This is a genomic window from Streptomyces sp. NPDC004561, assembly GCF_053602155.1.
The window spans coordinates 17,749-32,859 of the sequence record NZ_JBSGDB010000015.1 but is presented as its reverse complement, the minus strand read 5'-3'; the positions used below and the strand labels follow the sequence as shown (position 1 = coordinate 32,859).

Annotated in this window: 15 protein-coding genes and 1 pseudogene; 7 read left to right on the top strand and 9 right to left on the bottom strand. The window is 70.9% G+C overall.

From position 1 onward, the window contains the following. Nucleotides 1–19: 19 nt before the first annotated feature. The gene (locus ACWEN3_RS03815) at nucleotides 20–154 is read right to left on the bottom strand and encodes a hypothetical protein (RefSeq protein ID WP_452965251.1); all 135 of its coding nucleotides are present in this window, start codon (nucleotides 152–154) and stop codon (nucleotides 20–22) included. Nucleotides 155–607: 453 nt separating this feature from the next. Here ACWEN3_RS03815 and ACWEN3_RS03810 point away from each other — a divergent pair. Both ACWEN3_RS03810 and ACWEN3_RS03805 read left to right on the top strand, forming a co-directional pair. Beyond that, a pseudogene (locus tag ACWEN3_RS03810) lies at nucleotides 608–992 on the top strand (VOC family protein). A 418-nt stretch (nucleotides 993–1,410) separates the two neighbouring features. Then, complete coding sequence (locus ACWEN3_RS03805; protein ID WP_452965248.1) at nucleotides 1,411–1,782, top strand: helix-turn-helix domain-containing protein; 372 nt, start codon at nucleotides 1,411–1,413, stop codon at nucleotides 1,780–1,782. Between the two features lie 35 nt (nucleotides 1,783–1,817). On the opposite strand, the gene ACWEN3_RS03800 is transcribed toward ACWEN3_RS03805, so the two are convergent. From ACWEN3_RS03800 to ACWEN3_RS03785, 4 genes are all read right to left on the bottom strand, one after another. Beyond that, nucleotides 1,818–2,069 carry a hypothetical protein gene (locus tag ACWEN3_RS03800; protein ID WP_452965246.1) on the bottom strand — a complete coding sequence of 84 codons (252 nt, stop codon included), beginning with the start codon at nucleotides 2,067–2,069 and terminating at the stop codon, nucleotides 1,818–1,820. 41 nt (nucleotides 2,070–2,110) lie between these two features. Further along, on the bottom strand, nucleotides 2,111–2,842 hold the full coding sequence (locus ACWEN3_RS03795; RefSeq protein ID WP_452965245.1) for an IS3 family transposase: 732 nt from the start codon (nucleotides 2,840–2,842) through the stop codon (nucleotides 2,111–2,113). A gap of 8 nt (nucleotides 2,843–2,850) precedes the next feature. Continuing rightward, entirely contained in the window at nucleotides 2,851–3,108 is a 258-nt protein-coding gene (locus ACWEN3_RS03790) for a transposase (protein ID WP_452965243.1), read from the bottom strand. A 325-nt stretch (nucleotides 3,109–3,433) separates the two neighbouring features. Continuing rightward, nucleotides 3,434–3,646: a hypothetical protein gene (locus tag ACWEN3_RS03785; protein WP_452965241.1), complete on the bottom strand. Its 213-nt coding sequence runs from the start codon at nucleotides 3,644–3,646 to the stop codon at nucleotides 3,434–3,436. Nucleotides 3,647–4,834: 1,188 nt separating this feature from the next. Here ACWEN3_RS03785 and ACWEN3_RS03780 point away from each other — a divergent pair. Beyond that, nucleotides 4,835–5,164, top strand: coding sequence for a hypothetical protein (locus tag ACWEN3_RS03780; RefSeq protein WP_452965238.1), 330 nt, complete (start codon nucleotides 4,835–4,837; stop codon nucleotides 5,162–5,164). 267 nt (nucleotides 5,165–5,431) lie between these two features. Continuing rightward, nucleotides 5,432–5,929: a hypothetical protein gene (locus tag ACWEN3_RS03775; protein ID WP_452965235.1), complete on the top strand. Its 498-nt coding sequence runs from the start codon at nucleotides 5,432–5,434 to the stop codon at nucleotides 5,927–5,929. Here the strand turns inward: ACWEN3_RS03775 and ACWEN3_RS03770 are convergent. Continuing rightward, nucleotides 5,908–6,789: a hypothetical protein gene (locus ACWEN3_RS03770; protein ID WP_452965233.1), complete on the bottom strand. Its 882-nt coding sequence runs from the start codon at nucleotides 6,787–6,789 to the stop codon at nucleotides 5,908–5,910. The two genes, ACWEN3_RS03775 and ACWEN3_RS03770, sit on opposite strands and share 22 nt — an antisense overlap. Nucleotides 6,790–7,524: 735 nt before the next feature. Here ACWEN3_RS03770 and ACWEN3_RS03765 point away from each other — a divergent pair. The 3 genes from ACWEN3_RS03765 to ACWEN3_RS03755 all read left to right on the top strand — a co-directional run bounded on the left by ACWEN3_RS03765 (nucleotide 7,525) and on the right by ACWEN3_RS03755 (nucleotide 10,026). After that, nucleotides 7,525–8,550 carry a NucA/NucB deoxyribonuclease domain-containing protein gene (locus tag ACWEN3_RS03765; protein ID WP_452965231.1) on the top strand — a complete coding sequence of 342 codons (1,026 nt, stop codon included), beginning with the start codon at nucleotides 7,525–7,527 and terminating at the stop codon, nucleotides 8,548–8,550. A 90-nt stretch (nucleotides 8,551–8,640) separates the two neighbouring features. Next, complete coding sequence (locus ACWEN3_RS03760; RefSeq protein WP_452965228.1) at nucleotides 8,641–9,219, top strand: hypothetical protein; 579 nt, start codon at nucleotides 8,641–8,643, stop codon at nucleotides 9,217–9,219. 228 nt (nucleotides 9,220–9,447) lie between these two features. After that, nucleotides 9,448–10,026: a GNAT family N-acetyltransferase gene (locus tag ACWEN3_RS03755; protein ID WP_452965226.1), complete on the top strand. Its 579-nt coding sequence runs from the start codon at nucleotides 9,448–9,450 to the stop codon at nucleotides 10,024–10,026. 207 nt (nucleotides 10,027–10,233) lie between these two features. Here ACWEN3_RS03755 and ACWEN3_RS03750 read toward each other — a convergent pair whose 3' ends face one another. The 3 genes from ACWEN3_RS03750 to ACWEN3_RS03740 all read right to left on the bottom strand — a co-directional run bounded on the left by ACWEN3_RS03750 (nucleotide 10,234) and on the right by ACWEN3_RS03740 (nucleotide 14,688). Beyond that, a complete protein-coding gene (locus tag ACWEN3_RS03750) occupies nucleotides 10,234–10,377 on the bottom strand; it encodes a hypothetical protein (protein ID WP_452965224.1) in 144 nt (47 codons plus the stop codon). A gap of 50 nt (nucleotides 10,378–10,427) precedes the next feature. Continuing rightward, the gene (locus ACWEN3_RS03745; protein WP_452965222.1) at nucleotides 10,428–10,805 is read right to left on the bottom strand and encodes a VOC family protein; all 378 of its coding nucleotides are present in this window, start codon (nucleotides 10,803–10,805) and stop codon (nucleotides 10,428–10,430) included. A gap of 100 nt (nucleotides 10,806–10,905) precedes the next feature. After that, complete coding sequence (locus tag ACWEN3_RS03740) at nucleotides 10,906–14,688, bottom strand: nSTAND1 domain-containing NTPase (RefSeq protein ID WP_452965220.1); 3,783 nt, start codon at nucleotides 14,686–14,688, stop codon at nucleotides 10,906–10,908. Nucleotides 14,689–15,111 lie beyond the last annotated feature (423 nt).

The window sequence follows — 15,111 nt, the reverse complement described above, 5'->3', positions numbered from 1 at the left end:
CCCCTGCAGCCACGGGTCCTCAGGCAAGAAGGTCCCAACTGCCGTGCAGCGACAGCCGGCCGCGCAGCGTCTCGGCAAGCGCCGGCCGGCCCTCGCGCGGGGCGAGCAGTGTGCGGGCGTGCGCCCGCGCCTCGGTCAGCGGCATCAACCGCACGGCAGACGACGGCTGCCCAGGCCGCAAGGGGCCATCCCGGCTGCCGGGAGGGCAGTCGTCGGGCGCGCTCTCGTCAGGTCGTGCTCGCCGTCGCAAGGTTGGGGGGACTGCCGACTTCAGCCGGGAGAGCACTTCAACGGCGCCGGCTCGGCATGCATGCGGGCTACGGCGGCGCGTCGCCGAAGGCGAGGGTCCGGGTCCACCGCGGGGGCGGGGCGCGGGGCGGCCAGGGTCCTCGCCGACCGGCACGACCGCCTCGCCCGGGGCTGAACCGCCTGGCCGTCCACGCCGAGGACACTCCACCGTCGAGAGCCCGGTCATCGATGGGCCCCGCGCGGGTGGAGCCTGATGTTGCCGGCGTCGTCGGTGAACTCCTCGGGCCGGAAATGCGATCGCGTGGCGCGTCGAGCTCCCGCGCACGGCCGAGGATCAACTCCCGTGTTGGCTCAGCATATTGGCGCACAGGGCGTCCCGCGTCAGCGAGCTGAAGCCGCCGACGTCGGGCGGCTCGCCGCGTTCTGGAGCGAGGGATTCGGTTGCGTCGAACTCGGCCGTGAGGACGACGGACGCATCGAGATCGGGCCGACCGAGGCCGGCTTCGGGCGGCCCGCAGCCCACGCTCGTCCTCAACCCTGGCAGCGACCCGCGGCCGGGCCAGCTGCACCTGCACATCGACGTCGACGCCACCGACCGTGACAGGAGGCCGAGTTGGAGCGGCTGCTCGCGCTCGGTGCGTCCCGCCGACGTCGGCCGGACCGGCACCGAGAACTGGCGGGCCCTGGCCGACCTGGACGGCAACGAATCCTGGCCCGTGCACGCCCGGCTCCGGCCCCCGTGATCGTATGCGTGGGTGGCGTCAAGCCGCTCGGCCGTTCGCGTGCGGCCGGGGTGCTCGTCGGTCAGCGCTTGAGTTGCGCCCTGTTCATCGACGAGCGGCCGCGGATGCCGCGGCGGCGGACCTGTGCGTGGAGCCGGCCGCGGGTGGGGCGGTCGGCACCCAGGCGGGGACGCCGGCCGGCCGTGCGCTGGAGGACATGACGCGGGGTGGAGGCGCGGTTCGTGGTACGGGACTCGCTGGCGGATGTGCTCTTTGCGCACGATGCCGGCTGCAGTGGTCCGCAGGTGTCGGCCATGACGCGCAGCCGGAGGGCAGCCTAGCGCAGGGCGCCGATGGAAAAGAAGGTGCAGAACGCCCCGGCGGTAGGGCCGTTAGACTCATTGACAGGCGGTCACTCCCTCTCCACAGGAAGCCCGGCGTGCCCAACACACTGCAGGAAATGATCAAGCACAAGTTGGACCAGAACGGCTGGTCCTACAGCGATGTAGCGCGCCGCGGTGGCATCTCCCGTTCGACGGTCCACCATCTGGCGACGTCGGCGCGGCTGGCGCAGATGCCCCAGCAGACCACGCTGGAGGGCTTGGCCAAGGGATTGGGCATCCCGGTGGCGCCGGTGCAGCGGGCCGCCGCCGAGGCCGCGGGCGTCAACCTGTATTTCGAGGACACACCCGAGGCCGCGGATCCCGAGGTGGCGATCCTCATCGCGAGCGTGCACAAGCTGAACCCGACGGACCGCCGTCATGTGGCCGTACTCGTCGAGTCGTTGCTACAGGCGGACGGCACCCGGTAGGAAAGGCGAGCGCTGCGGTCGCACGTCGGGGCCCGTCACTTCGGGTGCGGAAGCGGTGGAAGGGTTCGTGCCGTGCTGATCCAGTCGATGACCGCGTGCACGGTGGCGCAGTCGAGTTCGGCCAGTTGGAAGACGGCCTGGACGTCAACGGCAGCGAGGGGAACGCACAGCCTGTCCAGGGCGCCGTACAGGCGCAGTCGGTGGGCGTGGGCGGTGGAGGTGTCCTGCCCCGCATGAATGCCGGGTCCGAGGCCGCTGATGGCGGGCAGAGGTGGTGTCGTTTCCAATGGGTCCGCCTTGGTGTGGGTGGGCTGGTTGGTCCGGCGGCTCAGGCCTGCCGGGTGAAGCGGTCGAAGGCCTGCCCGAGCCGGTCCTCGAGGGAGTGTGTGTCCGGCCAGGGCGACGCGCCCCGCAGTTCGCGGTGGATGGTGTCCCAGAAGGACCCGACGACCGCGTGGTCGTACCAGTCCGCCACTGTTCCGCAGACGGGCGCGCATTCGAGTACGCCGGCCCGCTCGGTGAAGGAGCAGGCCAGCAGGCCCTTGTACGCGGTCCCGGCGGCCGGTTCGGCGTGGGCGGCGCGGGTGATGGCGGCCATGAGGGCGTGGTGGACGAGGATGCGGTGTGCTGTCGCGGCGGTGCTCCAGCCGATCAGGCAGCGCGATGCGGTGTCCAGGACGACGGCCGTGTACAGGGGGCCCTGGAGTGTGGTGAAGGCGAGGACGTCGACGGTCCAGCACCGGCTGGGCGTGCGGGCGCCTTCCCGCGGGGCCTGTTCGTGCAGCCGTCCCGCTCTGCCGCGGATCCCGGCCCCCTTCATGATGAGCTCCACGGTGGCGTGGCTGATGTCGATGCCGTAGCGGTGGCCGAGTTCCTGCCTCACCCTGCGGTATCCGTAGGCGGAGCCGGACTCCTGGTGGATGTCGAGGATCAGGCGGGTCAGCCAGGCCCGGCGCAGTGCTCGCGGGGAGGGGACGCGGGTGCGCCAGGCGTAGTAGCCGGACTCCGAGACGTTGAGGAGTGCGGCGATCCTGCGTGCCGGGAAACCCTGCGACGCCATGCGGTGGATCACCTCGTAACGTCTTTTGGGGGCATCATCCGCCGCATCGTGGCGATGACTTCGCGGCACTGGAGGACTTCCTGTTCCAGTTCGTCGATGCGGGTGCGGGCCTGTGCCAGGTCCGACCCGGAGGCACGGGAGCGCCGCCAGCGGTAGACGGTCTGCGGGGAGACACCCAGTTGCCGTGCCACTTCCTTCGCCGGGTGCCCTTCGGAGACCAGTTGCTCTGCGCGGGTGCGCAGCGCTGCGGGGTGAGGACTGCTCACGGGATCCCACTCGTTCATGCCGATGCCGGGGGACGGGTGAAAGGGCCTGCGCGGGGGCCGGTCCACTGCCCGGCGTCTGCGGTGGAGGCCGCCGGGAGTCGGCCGTCCACCCGGCGTTCGCGAACCGACTCGCACCGAGGGGTGTGTCTTCCCCCAACTGACAGGCGCCGCAAGGACCCTGGCACCGGCGCAGGCATTGACCGTCCAGTACCTGCACGACACCAGCCGCCGGCCGTGTCCACCACCCCGGCATGCTGTGTGAGCCTCGATCCTTGTGGCGCCGCAGGGGCACGCCCGAGGGCCTGCCCCTGCGCCAGGGGCCGTGCTACTGCCGGACGCTGATGGCCTGGGAGGCCTGGGACTGGGCGAGCGCGAACGGCGAGTTCTGGTTCACCGCCATCGACTCGTTGTGGGCGTCGACGTGCGCGATCTTCTTCGACACGGTCGTCATCTTGGCGAAGCTGAACGAGAACTTGCCCAGCGCCTCGCGGCCGGGCAGCAGTTCGGCGGTCTCGGCCTCAAGCAGGTCGTTGTTCATCAGGAAGCCTTTCGTGAATGAAGGGATGTACGCGAAACAGGAGCCGGGCCAGGCGGCAAGCGGACCAACTGCTGCCGTCGGCTGTGCTCCACCCCCGGTCGACGCCGCCGGCCACCGGGCCGCCGGCCACCGCAGGAGCCGTAGACCGGGTGCGACGGCGTCGCACGGATCCCGGACGGAGGCTGACGCCCTGGGCGGTCGGGTCGGGAACGCGCAGGCATGCGCCAACCCCGCCGTCCGGAGTCTCTGGACGATTCGTCCAGAGAGCTTGGACGGTAGCCGAAAAGAATCAGTCAACGCAAACCGTCTATTTCCGACATTCGTTCATAAGCGCGCGTCTGTTCCATTCCTGGACCCTGGGCTTCAACTGCACGCCCCATACCGCGCGTTGCGGCCGCCGCCGCTCCCCCTGTCGGCTGTCGACGGCGTGCACAGGTACGAGTCCGGCACCGACGGGCCGGTCGCCCCCCTTGCCTTGCCGAGGCGTCGAGAACGCTCCCGTCCGGGAAGCGGCAGTCGCAGCCGGCCGCGGACAGTGTCATGAGGGCTTCGGCGGGCCCCGGTTGATCTCCACTCGAGGGCGCGCCGCTGCACGCCGCCGCCGAAGTTCCCCTTCGGGAGCCCCGACTGGCGGCCCTGGACTGTCATCTCCCCTGTGCCGGACGGCGCGCCGCACCGCCCGGGAGATGCCCCGGGCGACCCTCGCCTCTGCGCGGCCGCCGTGCGGCCGGCAGAAGGCGACACGCAAGGAGTTCGGCGTGGCCTTTCGTCCGCGGACAGCCGGCAGGCGTCTTTCAGTGAGAAATGCACTCCGCAAAAGTCGGGGCAGCGCCGAAACCCGCCTCAGCGGCTTCTCCGTCAGGTCGCCGCACGTTTTCTCATGGCGCGACTCCGAAAAACACAGGGCATTTCAAGCGGTGTATTCACACCGCCGGGCTCAATCTGTCGCCCACTTGCGAACTGGCCTCGCCGACCAGCAAGTTCACCTGGTCGGGTGCCTTTTCCAGGCGTGGCGCAGATTTCCGCAAAGGGTCCGGTGCGATACCGCTGAGCTGCCATTTCCGGTATCTCGCCTGGAGCGCCGATGATTTGCCGGGGACTTGGTCCGCAATGAATTGGGAGTTATTTGATGTAGCGTCAGGCTCAGCACCAGGGCGAAACCGGCCCTGATGTCTGAAAGGAGATCAGGTGAAGACCATTGCTAAGGCAGTAGCGGGCACGCTTTTGGCGGCCGGCGCTGTCATGGCGCCTCTCTCGATGGAGGCATCCGCTGCCCCGGCGGCGGTTTCTGTGGCGGCGGTGGCGCCCTCGTTCCACTCCGCGCCCTCGTACCACTCGGGCTACGACTACGGCTACGGCTACCGCAACGGCGGTGACCTGCGGCGGTACTGCGACGACGACCGCTACGACGGCTGGCGTCACCGCAACCACTGCCGCGACGACCGCTGGGACCGCTGGGGCCAGTACAGGCACGGCCACCACCACCGTGGCTCCTACTGGGACTGGGACTGCGACTGACGTCGTCAGCCCGGACGACATCCGCGCCGCCCGCGGTCAGGAACCCTGACCGCGGGCGGCCGCGTTGTGACAGGGGAGGAACACACCGGCGCGGTCCGGCCGGGGGCATACCTTGCGGAAGGCGTACACGGTGCAGCAGGAGCAGCCGGCCGCGGGCAGTTGCCACAACCGCTACGAGCACGGGGAGCCGCTGGAGGACCATGACGTGCGTGGAGCCCGCCGGCGTGGGGGAGGATCCGTTCCGATGCCGTTGCAGGGGGACCACCGATGGATCTCGATGAGTTCGCCAGGCGGTTTCGGGCGGACGTCCGGCCGCAGCTCGACTGGGCGCGGCTGGCCGGGGCGCAGGCCGAGGCCGGGGTGGAGACCCTGGACGGGGACGCGGGCAGGCGGCGGCTGGCGGAGCTGTTCACCGTCTGGTACGCCGATGGGACCGGGACCGCGAGCAGGTGGGACGCCCCGGGGAGCCGACCGCTGCGCGTTGCGACGGCCGAGCGGAGCCTGCCCACTTGGCCCGAGGACCGAAGGCGCGCCGTCGCCTCGCTGAAGCGGTCCTTCGCGGCGGGACGCGGGCCTTTGGCGCTCACCCTCCCGGCCTACCGGGTGGGCGAGGGCCGCCACGTCTTGCTCGACGGGAATCACCGCGCGGTGGCCGCACACCTGACGGCCGGTCGGGACGTACGGCTGACGTTGTGGTCACTGTCCGGGCCCGTGTGCGAGGGCATCCTGCCGGATCTGCGCCACTACGCCGCTCCGCTCGGCTGAACGTCCCCGGCGGAGCCGGTGGGTGCCGCCGGGGACGGATCGGCGGCCGAGTCGGCGGTCGCCGGCAGCCGGTCGGCGGCCAGCCGCATCTCGTGGTCCTCCACAAGGTTGCGCAGCGCCTCCCAGCATTCGATGCGGCGCAGACGCAGCAACTGGGCGAAGGTGAGGGCGGTCACGGCCCCGGCGACCAGCGCGGTCGCCATGGCGACGGTGATGCCCAGAGGTGCCAGGACGATGAGGGTCCAGGCACCGAGGACGATCGGCATCAGGGTGGAGAGCAGCACGTTGATCTCCGCCTCGATGGCGTCCGGCGCGAGCCCGGGGCTGTGCGTGCGCAGCCAGGACTTGGCATAGTTGAACGCCTCGTAGGCGTTGCCCACGCGCAGCGCGCCGCCCGGCTGCCGCATGTTCTGAGAGGGCGTGGCGTTGTGGCCGGCCGCGTTCAGCAGGTGGCCCAACAAGGGATGGGTGCTCAGGCAGCGGCGCAACGCCGGTGCCCCGTAGACGGCTTCGAGTTCGGTGCGCAGCGCACCCAGCGCGGCCCGGCGCCGACGGCTGAGCCGCTCCGCGATGCCGAGCACGCGGAACGCCAGTTCCCGGCCGACGTACCCGATCACGTACGCGGCGGCCAGCCAGGACACATCGACGAGAATCATGGCCGGTCCGTGCAGCGTGCGTACGGCGCTCTCGACGGCCCGCCCGAGATGCTGCGGATGGCGGGCGTGCAGCAGAAGCGCGGTCAGGCAGGTCACGGCGACCAGGCCGGGTACCAGGACGGAGGTCAGCTGCACGGAGAGGTAGAACGCGAACCGGCGCCCCGCCGCGGCTCGGCCCGCACTTATCGCCGTCAACGGATCCATGGTTCCCCCACCCCCGTCCCGGCCGCCCACCAGCCCCCCAGTGGGTACGACCGCCCCCCAACTGCCCTCACCCTTGCGGGAAAACGCTACCGAGCGGCCGGGGGGTGGGCCATAGGGATGCATGCGGACGGAGCCGGGGCTCCTCTATGCCTTGGCCATGCCGCGGCGGGCACCTCTACGGCTGCCCCACTGCACCGCCCTGAGACCGGGCACCGGCTCGGCTTCCAGACCGAGGTCCCGCACCGGCTTGCCAACACCGGCTGCTTGCACCCCGTTTGTTCCACCAGGAGGGTGTGAAGCCGCCTGCACCCATCCAGTTTCGGCGACACCGCTGAACCGGGCCCTCGCGAGGGATCGCACATCCGCTGAGGGGAGCGGATGCTCATGGCGTGATGTCATCCACGGCCGAGATGGCCGTGCGGCCGGATTCCGCCAATCGGAGAGCGTGAGGCATGCACCCGGTGGCTCAGGTTCCGCTCGTCCACCCGCCGATCCGGCCGCGACAGAGCTGCGCGTACGGGCATTCCGCTCACGCGTGAAGATCATCTACCGCAACTCGGTTGTCGCCATCAGTGCACGTGCGAACTGGCCGGAAGTCGCTTCCGGAACGTACCAACCGCAGCAACCCGGGTGTCTGCCCGGGAGTGCCGTGCTTGGATGCCGCCAACGCGACGAGATGACACGTCTGTTCGAGTCGTCATTTCCCGCGTCCGTAGTCAACTCAGGGGGAAAAGAATGAAGTTGAGACGGACCATAACTGCCGGTGCTGTCGCCGTGGCCGCGCTGGCGGTCGGCGCCGCCACACCCGCATCCGCCCATCAGCAGGACAGCGGTGCCCTGCGCGTCACGATCAGCCGTACAACGCAGGCGTCGTCGACGGCGGCTGAGAAGGCCGGCGCCTCCTGCACCATCAACCGCATCACGATCAACCGGTACAGCGAGTGCGAGTGGGTGGCCATCCACGTCAACGTCATCAAGGTGATCGACGGGGAGCCCGTCCTCGAAGGCACCGTCGACTTCGACGTCAAGCACCAGATGACGCTGAACGCGAAGAGCGCCAACTGGTCGGAGAAGTTCGCCCTGTCGAAGGCGAGGACGACGGGTGCGGGCAAGGGCGTGGAGGTGATCATCGGCGCCGCCTCGCAGAGCGGCACGAGGGCTACGGTCCACTACGCGCAGGGGCACGTCCTGGACACCGCCTCCAGCGGCAGCGTCGGCTACGCGACCGGCCCCATCACGAAGGGGCACATCAACGCCAAGGCGAAGACCAGCTACAGGTACACCTTCACCAAGCCCGGCTACACCCCCGGCACCGTCTCCTACGACTCCGCCGTCTACCGGTGCGACAACTACTACGGCACGACCGGCTGCGCCTTCCCCGACGCGCCGACCGGCGTCAGCATGATCAACCAGCCGCGTATCGACGAGGGCATCCGCAAGCTCCGCGCCCGCGGCGGCCACTACGGCGACCCCAACGGCGGCAAGCCGCTGCACTGGATGATCAACGACAAGCAGAAGGCCAAGAACCGGGCCGCCGTCTGCCCCAGGACCCCGCCCGCGGACATGAAGCGCGCCGGCCGGACCTCCTGCGACGAGTACCCCTTCGCCTCGACCTACGAGGGCGGCACCCACCTCGCGGCCAAGGAGCGCACGATCACGTGGGTGAAGAAGGCCGAGAACGACAGCCAGGGCGCGACCATCACCAACTGGCGCCGCGCCTTCCACGTCATGGACCACGACCCCTTCTACGTGATCGTCTGAACCGCCGCACGACCCTGTGCCAGACCAAAGGTGCCCGTGGCTGCCTCGGCGGCGACGGGCACCTGTACTGCGTGAATCCCGGGAGCCCTCATGCTGGTGCACGAAACAGAGTTCACCGTCGACCTCGGTGAGAGCGGCTACCTCATCGGCTTCACCGAGCACGACGACTTCCCGGACGAGATGCCCTACGGGTGGCGCTGCGGCCCCGCCGGAACCACCAGCGCCGTCGTCCTGACCACCACCGACACCGGCCCCCTGCGACTCACCCTCCAGATCCACGACGGCCCCCCGCCGCCCGAGACCGCCAAGACCTGGGAACCCGCGGAAGAGATCAGCCTCCGAACCGAGACCGACCGCATCCACCTCGCCACTCTCGACCCCGGCGACGTCACCGACGCGTGGCCGGAGGCGGAACCACCGCTCGGCATGCCGGCCGCTGCCGAACCGGGCCAGTGGGTGCGGCTCCGCCTGTACTGCCACGCCGACGATCCCGAGCCCGGCATCGGCGACCACGGAGAACGCCACCTCATCCAGCTCTGGCAGGCACCCGCCTCCGCTCCGGTGCACCCGGCTCTCGGCGAAGAGGACCGGCAGGCACGCGCGGAGTACGCCGCGAGCCACGACGGCGCCATGGAGGAGTACACCATCGAGCTGCCGTCCCAGCAGTGATCCGCCCCGCCATCCCTGTCGCGTTCACGCCCGTGGGTGCCGTGTCCGGCCTGGGCGGTCGGCTGTCCCACACGCTGAGGTCTGGTCTCGTCTGCTGCGCTGGTGGCAGTCATGAAGGTCAGGGCAGACCTGTGGTCAGGTCTGCCCTGAGCGGTTGGGTGTTGTGGTTCAGCCGGAGCCTCGCACTGTTGGCCAGGTAGCGAGACTCGCCTGGGCGGCAATAGCGTGGTGGCCGAAGATCTGCTGGGGCGAGAGGGCGGCATGGCAGGGATGGATCTGCGGTTCGCCGCCTACGTGCCGCATCCGGTCCAGCGGCACGCCCCGGCGTCCGCGGTGGTGGCGGAGGCGGCAGCGGACGAAGTGCCGGCGCTGGCTGTGTTGCAGGCCAGGGCGCGCGGTGGTTCGGCGCGCGAATGGGCGGACCGCATCCATCGGGCGCGCTGCAGCGAGCGCAGCCTGGTGCTCACTGCGAAGGTATCTGGTGAAGCCGTCGGGTACGCGAACGTGGCGTTCCTTCCTGAGCACCCTGTGGACCATGCCCCGGCCGGCTACTACCTGACCGGCGTCACGGTGGATCCTGCCTGGCGGCGTCGCGGCATAGCGAGGCTGCTGACCCGGCAGCGCATGGACTGGGTTTGGGAACGGGACTCGGCAGTCTGGTGCTTCATCTCCGCCAGGAACCGCGCCTCGCTCGACCTGCACCGAGAACTCGGGTTCGATCACGTGCTGATCGGTGCCTCGTTCCAAGGCGTCGAGTTCACCGGCGGTGAGGGTTGGCTTCTGCGAGCGGACCCGCCGCAATCGTGACGGCAGGGGTGCGTGGATTCCGGACGGGCTCAGCCGCACGCGGGGGCACTGGATTTGCGATGCCACTGGCCCAGCATGCCCAGGGCGGTGTCGGGCCGGCAGTGGATGCAGGGCGCGACCTGGCTGCGGTGCGGCTGGTCGGCGTATCTCACCGATGTCCTGCTGTGACTGGGCATGTTGCCGTGGAACATGTCGCCTCACAGTTGATCACGGCTGCTGTCGGCCTGCACTCGGCGCGGCCGACCGTCGACCCCATGGCTTGAAGACGGACAGGATGACGTTGGCGAGATACAGCAGGAGCGCGACGGCCGGGACGATCACCATGTTGTAGCGGATGAATCCCAGATCCATGGCTGAGATGGGGCCCACCGGATGCCGTGCCAGGGTCGCCTCCCGCGGTCTCAGTGACGGACCAGGCAGAACGGATGACCTGCGGGGTCGCTGTATATCCGCCAACTCCGCCCGTCCGCACCGTCGTCCAGCACCCTGGCGCCCTGGGCCAGCACCTGTTCTTGAGCGCGCTCCAGGTCGGCGACACCGAAATCCAGGTGGAACTGCTGTGGCCGGCTCGGGTCCGGCCACAGCGGCGGCTGATACTCCGCTACCCGCTGGAAGGCCAGGACGAGGCCGGACGCCGTATGCAACGTGGCCCAGTCCTCGCTGAGCGCCCATCGCCGATCCGGCTGGTTGACGGTGCCGCCGAGAAGCGACTCGTAGAACTCTGCGAGTTCACCGGGGTCGGAGCAGTCCAGCACCACGCACTGCAGATCAGCGATCACGGGAGTGGATCCTAGGCTGCTACCCGCTTGCCCGACCAGGTGGTGGACGAGGCCGGGGGAGAGGTCTTCGACTGCGAGGGCCACAGCGGCGAAGCGCTCGTCATTCGGGGCACGGCGCGGTGTAGGCGAGTTCCGGTATGTAGTCCGGCCATTGTGCGGGGGTGAGTGAACCGGCGGTGGTTGCGCAGATCCGCCGGATCGCCTGGTCGAGGCCGAGAGGGGTGAGCGCGATGGTCCCGTCCGGCCCCGCTGTGGCCAGGAGTTGCCCGTCCGGGCGGTACGCGGCCGTCTCGATCGCGTCCGTGTGCCCGGCGGTGATCCCCCTGCCCCATGCGGCCGGTCGGGCGGGATCGGTCAGGTCCCACAGCAGGGCGGTCCGGTCCTCGCCGGCGGAGGCCAGGGTGTGACCGTCCGGGCTGAAGCCCACCCAGGTCACCCGGCTGGTGTGACCGGTCAGCGATGTGCCGAGGGGCGTGGCGTGAGCGGGGTGGGAGACATTCCACAGGCGTACGTCGTGGCCGACGCCGGCGGTGGCCAGCAGCCGTCCGTCGGGGCTGAACGCGCCCCACAGGGTGCCACCGGTGTCGCCGGTGCGGATGTCCGGCAGGGCCCGGGGACGTACCGGATCGCGGATGTCCCACAGCCGGACCTTGTCGTCCTCGCTGGTGCTGGCCAGGGTGTGGCCGTCCGTGCTGATGGCCGCCCAGCGGACGAGGCTGATGTGCCCGGTGAGCGGGGTGCCGAGGGCGGCGGGGCGTGCGGGGTCGGTGACGTTCCACAGCCGCAGGCTGTACTGCGGGCCGCCGGTGACCAGTACGCGTCCGTCGGGTGTGAAGGCCAGCACGCCGTCGGCCTGGCCGGCGCCGCCGGTGCGGATGGTGCCGGCCGGCCGGGGGCGGGCCGGGGCGGAGGCGTCCCAGAGCCGGACGGTGCCGTCGCTGTCGGCGCTCGCCAGCAGCCTGCCTCGCGGCTGGAACTCCACCCGGGTGGCGAGGTGTTCGCCCGGCAGTTCGCTCAGCCGTCCGGCCCGCGCCGGTGCGCGGACGTCCCACAGGCGTACGGCCCCGGCGTCCGCGCAGGCCAGGCTGCGGCCGTCGGGGCTGAACGCGACGCTGGTGACGTTGCCGAGGTGGCCGGTCACAACGGTGTTCGGCAGATGCCACAGTCGTACGGTGTGGTCGTCGCTCGCGCTGGCCAAGGAGCGCCCGTCGGGGCTGAACGCGATCCAGTTGACGAATCCGGCGTGGCCGATCAGCGGCTCCCCGAGAGCGGTCGGATGCGCCGGGTCGGAGACGTCCCACAGCCGGATGGTGTGGTCCGCGCCGCCGGTGGCCAGGATCCGGCCGTCCGGCGAGAACGCCACCGCCAGCAGGGTGTCGCCGTGGCCGGTCAGCGGCTCGCCCAGGGGTTTGGTGCGCGCCGGGTCGGAGACGTCCCACAGCCTGACTTTGCGGTCGTTGCCCACGCTGGCCATCAGCCGGCTGTCCCGGCGGAACGCGACCGCGTAGACGACGTCCGGGGCGCTCAGCGGCTTGACCCACAGCCTCGGGCGCGTTCGGTCGGTGACATTCCACAGACGGATCACATGATCGTGGCCGGGGGCTGCCACCGTACGTCCGTCCGGGCTGAAGGCGGCCGAGGCGACGGCCGCGCTCGCCCCGGTGAGTGGGCGGCCGACCGCCCTGGCGTGCGCGGGGTCGGAGACGTCCCACAGCCGCACGGTGCGGTCCTGGCCGGCGGTGGCCAGGGTGCGCCCGTCGGGGCTGAACGACACGGAGAAGACATAGTCGCGGTGCCCGGTCAGCGGCCTGCCGAGAGCTCTTCGGTGCAGCGGATCCCGGATGTCCCAGAGCCGTACCGTGCGGTCCCGGCTCGCGCTGGCCAGAGTTCGGCCGTCCGGTGAGAACTGCAGCCAGTACACCCAGCTGGTGTGGCCGGTCAGCGGCGTGCCCAGCGGGACGGGGTGCGCGGGGTCGGCCAGGCTCCACAACCGGATGGTGTCGTCACCGGCTCCCGTCGCGAGGGTGTGCCCGTCCGGTGAGAACGCGACGGCATAGACCGCCTGGCTGTGCCCGGTGAGCACGGAGGACAGGGCGACGTTCTGGGTGTCCAGGAGGCCCGCGGCGGCTTCGCGGTCCGGCCGCAGCCGATGTGCCGCCACGTACATCCGCGCCGCCAGCGACGGATCGGTCGCATGGAGCTGGCCCGCCCTGGCCACCACCTGCTCGGCCACGGCCAGGTCGCGGCCGGCGCGGGCGAGCGAGCGCTGCTGGAAGGCGATGACGGCGGCCGACGAGGCGAGCACGAGCAGGGCGGTCACCGCGGACAGCAGTGACCGGAAGCGCCGGGCGGTGCGAGCCGCCGCCCGCCGTTCCTGTTCCCGGGTGGCGATGCTGGCGTCGAGGAACGCGCACTCGACCGGTGTGAGGTCCGCGCGGTGTCCGGTGAGGAGTTCCTCGGCCGTGGCGAGGCGGGTGCCGCGGTGCAGGGCCCCGGGCTCCCGGTCGAGTGCGTCCCAGGTGCGGGCCGCCTCGGTGAGCTGCCGGTGGACACGCAGGCGGTCGCGGGCGCCGTCGATCCAGGACTGCAGGCGCGGCCATGCGGTGATCAGTGCTTCGTGCGCCAGGTGCACCGTTTCACCGTCGAGCGTGATCAGCCGCGCGCGGGCCAGTCGTTCCAGCACCGACGCGGTGTCCGCGGGCCGGCCGGTGGCGCTGTGCGCCCGCAGTTCCGCGTGGTCGGCGGGGCGACTGGTGTCCTGGGCTCCTTCACCGGGCGTGATCAGCCGCAGCAGGATGCGCCGGGCGGTCTCGGCCTGGTTCGTGGAGAGCCCGCGGTAAAGCTCCTCGGCCGTACGGGTCAGAGCACCGTGGACACCGCCGGCCGCCTCGTACGCGGCCAAGGCGAGGGTTCGGCCCTTGCGGCGGCGCCAGGTCTCCAGCAGGGCGTGGGACATCATCGGAAGTCCGCCGGGTTCCTCGACGACGTCCTCGACGATCCGGGCGGTCAACGCGCGTTCGACGATCAGCCCCGCGGCCGCGGCGGGCTTGACGATGGCCTCCCGCAGCTCGTCCGGTCCCATGGGGCCGACGAGGAGGGTGGCGTCCCGCAGGGCCGCGGCGAGGGCACGGTGCTCGGCGCACCGGCCGAGGAAGTCCGCTCGTACCGCGATCACCACCCGCAGCCTGCTGCCCGGTTCCGCCGTGCAGGCCAGAGCGTGGAGGAAGGCGGCGCGCTCGGCCGGATCCGCGCAGAGGGTGAAGAGCTCCTCGAACTGGTCGACCACGACGACCGTGTCACCGGGTTCCCGGCTCGCCGTCAACGCGTCCGCGTGCGTGGAGAACGGACGCGAGCCGGGGGTGAGGATCCGGATGGCCGCCGGCCGGCACTCCGGCAACCCCTCGGCGCGCAGGGCCGGGATGAGCCCCGCGCGCAGCAGCGAGGACTTGCCGCTGCCGGACGCGCCCACCACCGCGACCATGCGGCGGGTGCGGACACGGTCGGTCAGTTGCGCCACAAGCTGGTCGCGTCCGAAGAACAGATCCCGGTCTCCGGGTTCGAAGCGGGCCAGCCCCCGGTAGGGGGAGTCCGCGTCGCCGGCGTCGTCCGGCTCGGCAGCCACGTCCCGGGCCGCCGCCTTCCAGCGCCGCTCCCACTCCCCAGGATCCGCGCCGCAAGCGCGCACATAGGCCAGCACCACCGGCAAGGACGGCAGTTGCTCACCCGCGGCCGCCCTCGACAACGTGGCGACCGAGTAGTCGGTGCGCTGCGCCATGGCCCGGTAGGTCAGGCCTCCCGCGTCCTGGCGCAGCTTGCGTAATGCGAACGCGAAACGCTGGACCGGCCCGGACGCCGGATCCAGCGGGCCCTCACGACGCCCCATCCCATCCCCATGGTCAGTGCGGACAGCGAGGGACAACCTTGGCACCGTCTGCCCGCGGTCGCATCCGTGAGCAGCATGTTTTGGCCGATCGGCTCCGGCGAGACGGCCGCCGGGAGTTTTGTTTCATGCGGCGATCCATGGGTGCGCAACAACGAGCCGGCCCGAAAGCATGTGACGGGTCGGCGGCGCAGGCACCTCGCCGGGTGCGTACCGCTGCCGTACGGCGTGGCCGGGACGCGGCCGCGTCCACCACTCACGGGGGAGCCGTCGTCCCGGGTCCGCGGTCCGGGGCCGGGACGACGGCGTGGCCGTGACGACCAGGCCGGAAACGGCGGCAAAAGGGGGCGTGCGGCCGCGATGTTCCCCAGACCCCCAGAGCGAGTCGGGGAGGCGGCTGTCGGCCGCGTGCCCGTGACGGCCGCA

Bases quoted from the DNA above. Each gene is read 5' to 3' on its own strand.
- ACWEN3_RS03760 (WP_452965228.1), top strand. From the start codon at position 8,641: ATGCTGGTGCACGAAACAGAGTTCACCGTCGACCTCGGTGAGAGCGGC.
- ACWEN3_RS03770 (WP_452965233.1), bottom strand. From the start codon at position 6,789: ATGGATCCGTTGACGGCGATAAGTGCGGGCCGAGCCGCGGCGGGGCGC.
- ACWEN3_RS03785 (WP_452965241.1), bottom strand. From the start codon at position 3,646: ATGAACAACGACCTGCTTGAGGCCGAGACCGCCGAACTGCTGCCCGGC.
- ACWEN3_RS03775 (WP_452965235.1), top strand. From the start codon at position 5,432: ATGGATCTCGATGAGTTCGCCAGGCGGTTTCGGGCGGACGTCCGGCCG.
- ACWEN3_RS03740 (WP_452965220.1), bottom strand. From the start codon at position 14,688: ATGGGGCGTCGTGAGGGCCCGCTGGATCCGGCGTCCGGGCCGGTCCAG.
- ACWEN3_RS03750 (WP_452965224.1), bottom strand. From the start codon at position 10,377: ATGGATCTGGGATTCATCCGCTACAACATGGTGATCGTCCCGGCCGTC.
- ACWEN3_RS03795 (WP_452965245.1), bottom strand. From the start codon at position 2,842: ATGGCGTCGCAGGGTTTCCCGGCACGCAGGATCGCCGCACTCCTCAAC.
- ACWEN3_RS03765 (WP_452965231.1), top strand. From the start codon at position 7,525: ATGAAGTTGAGACGGACCATAACTGCCGGTGCTGTCGCCGTGGCCGCG.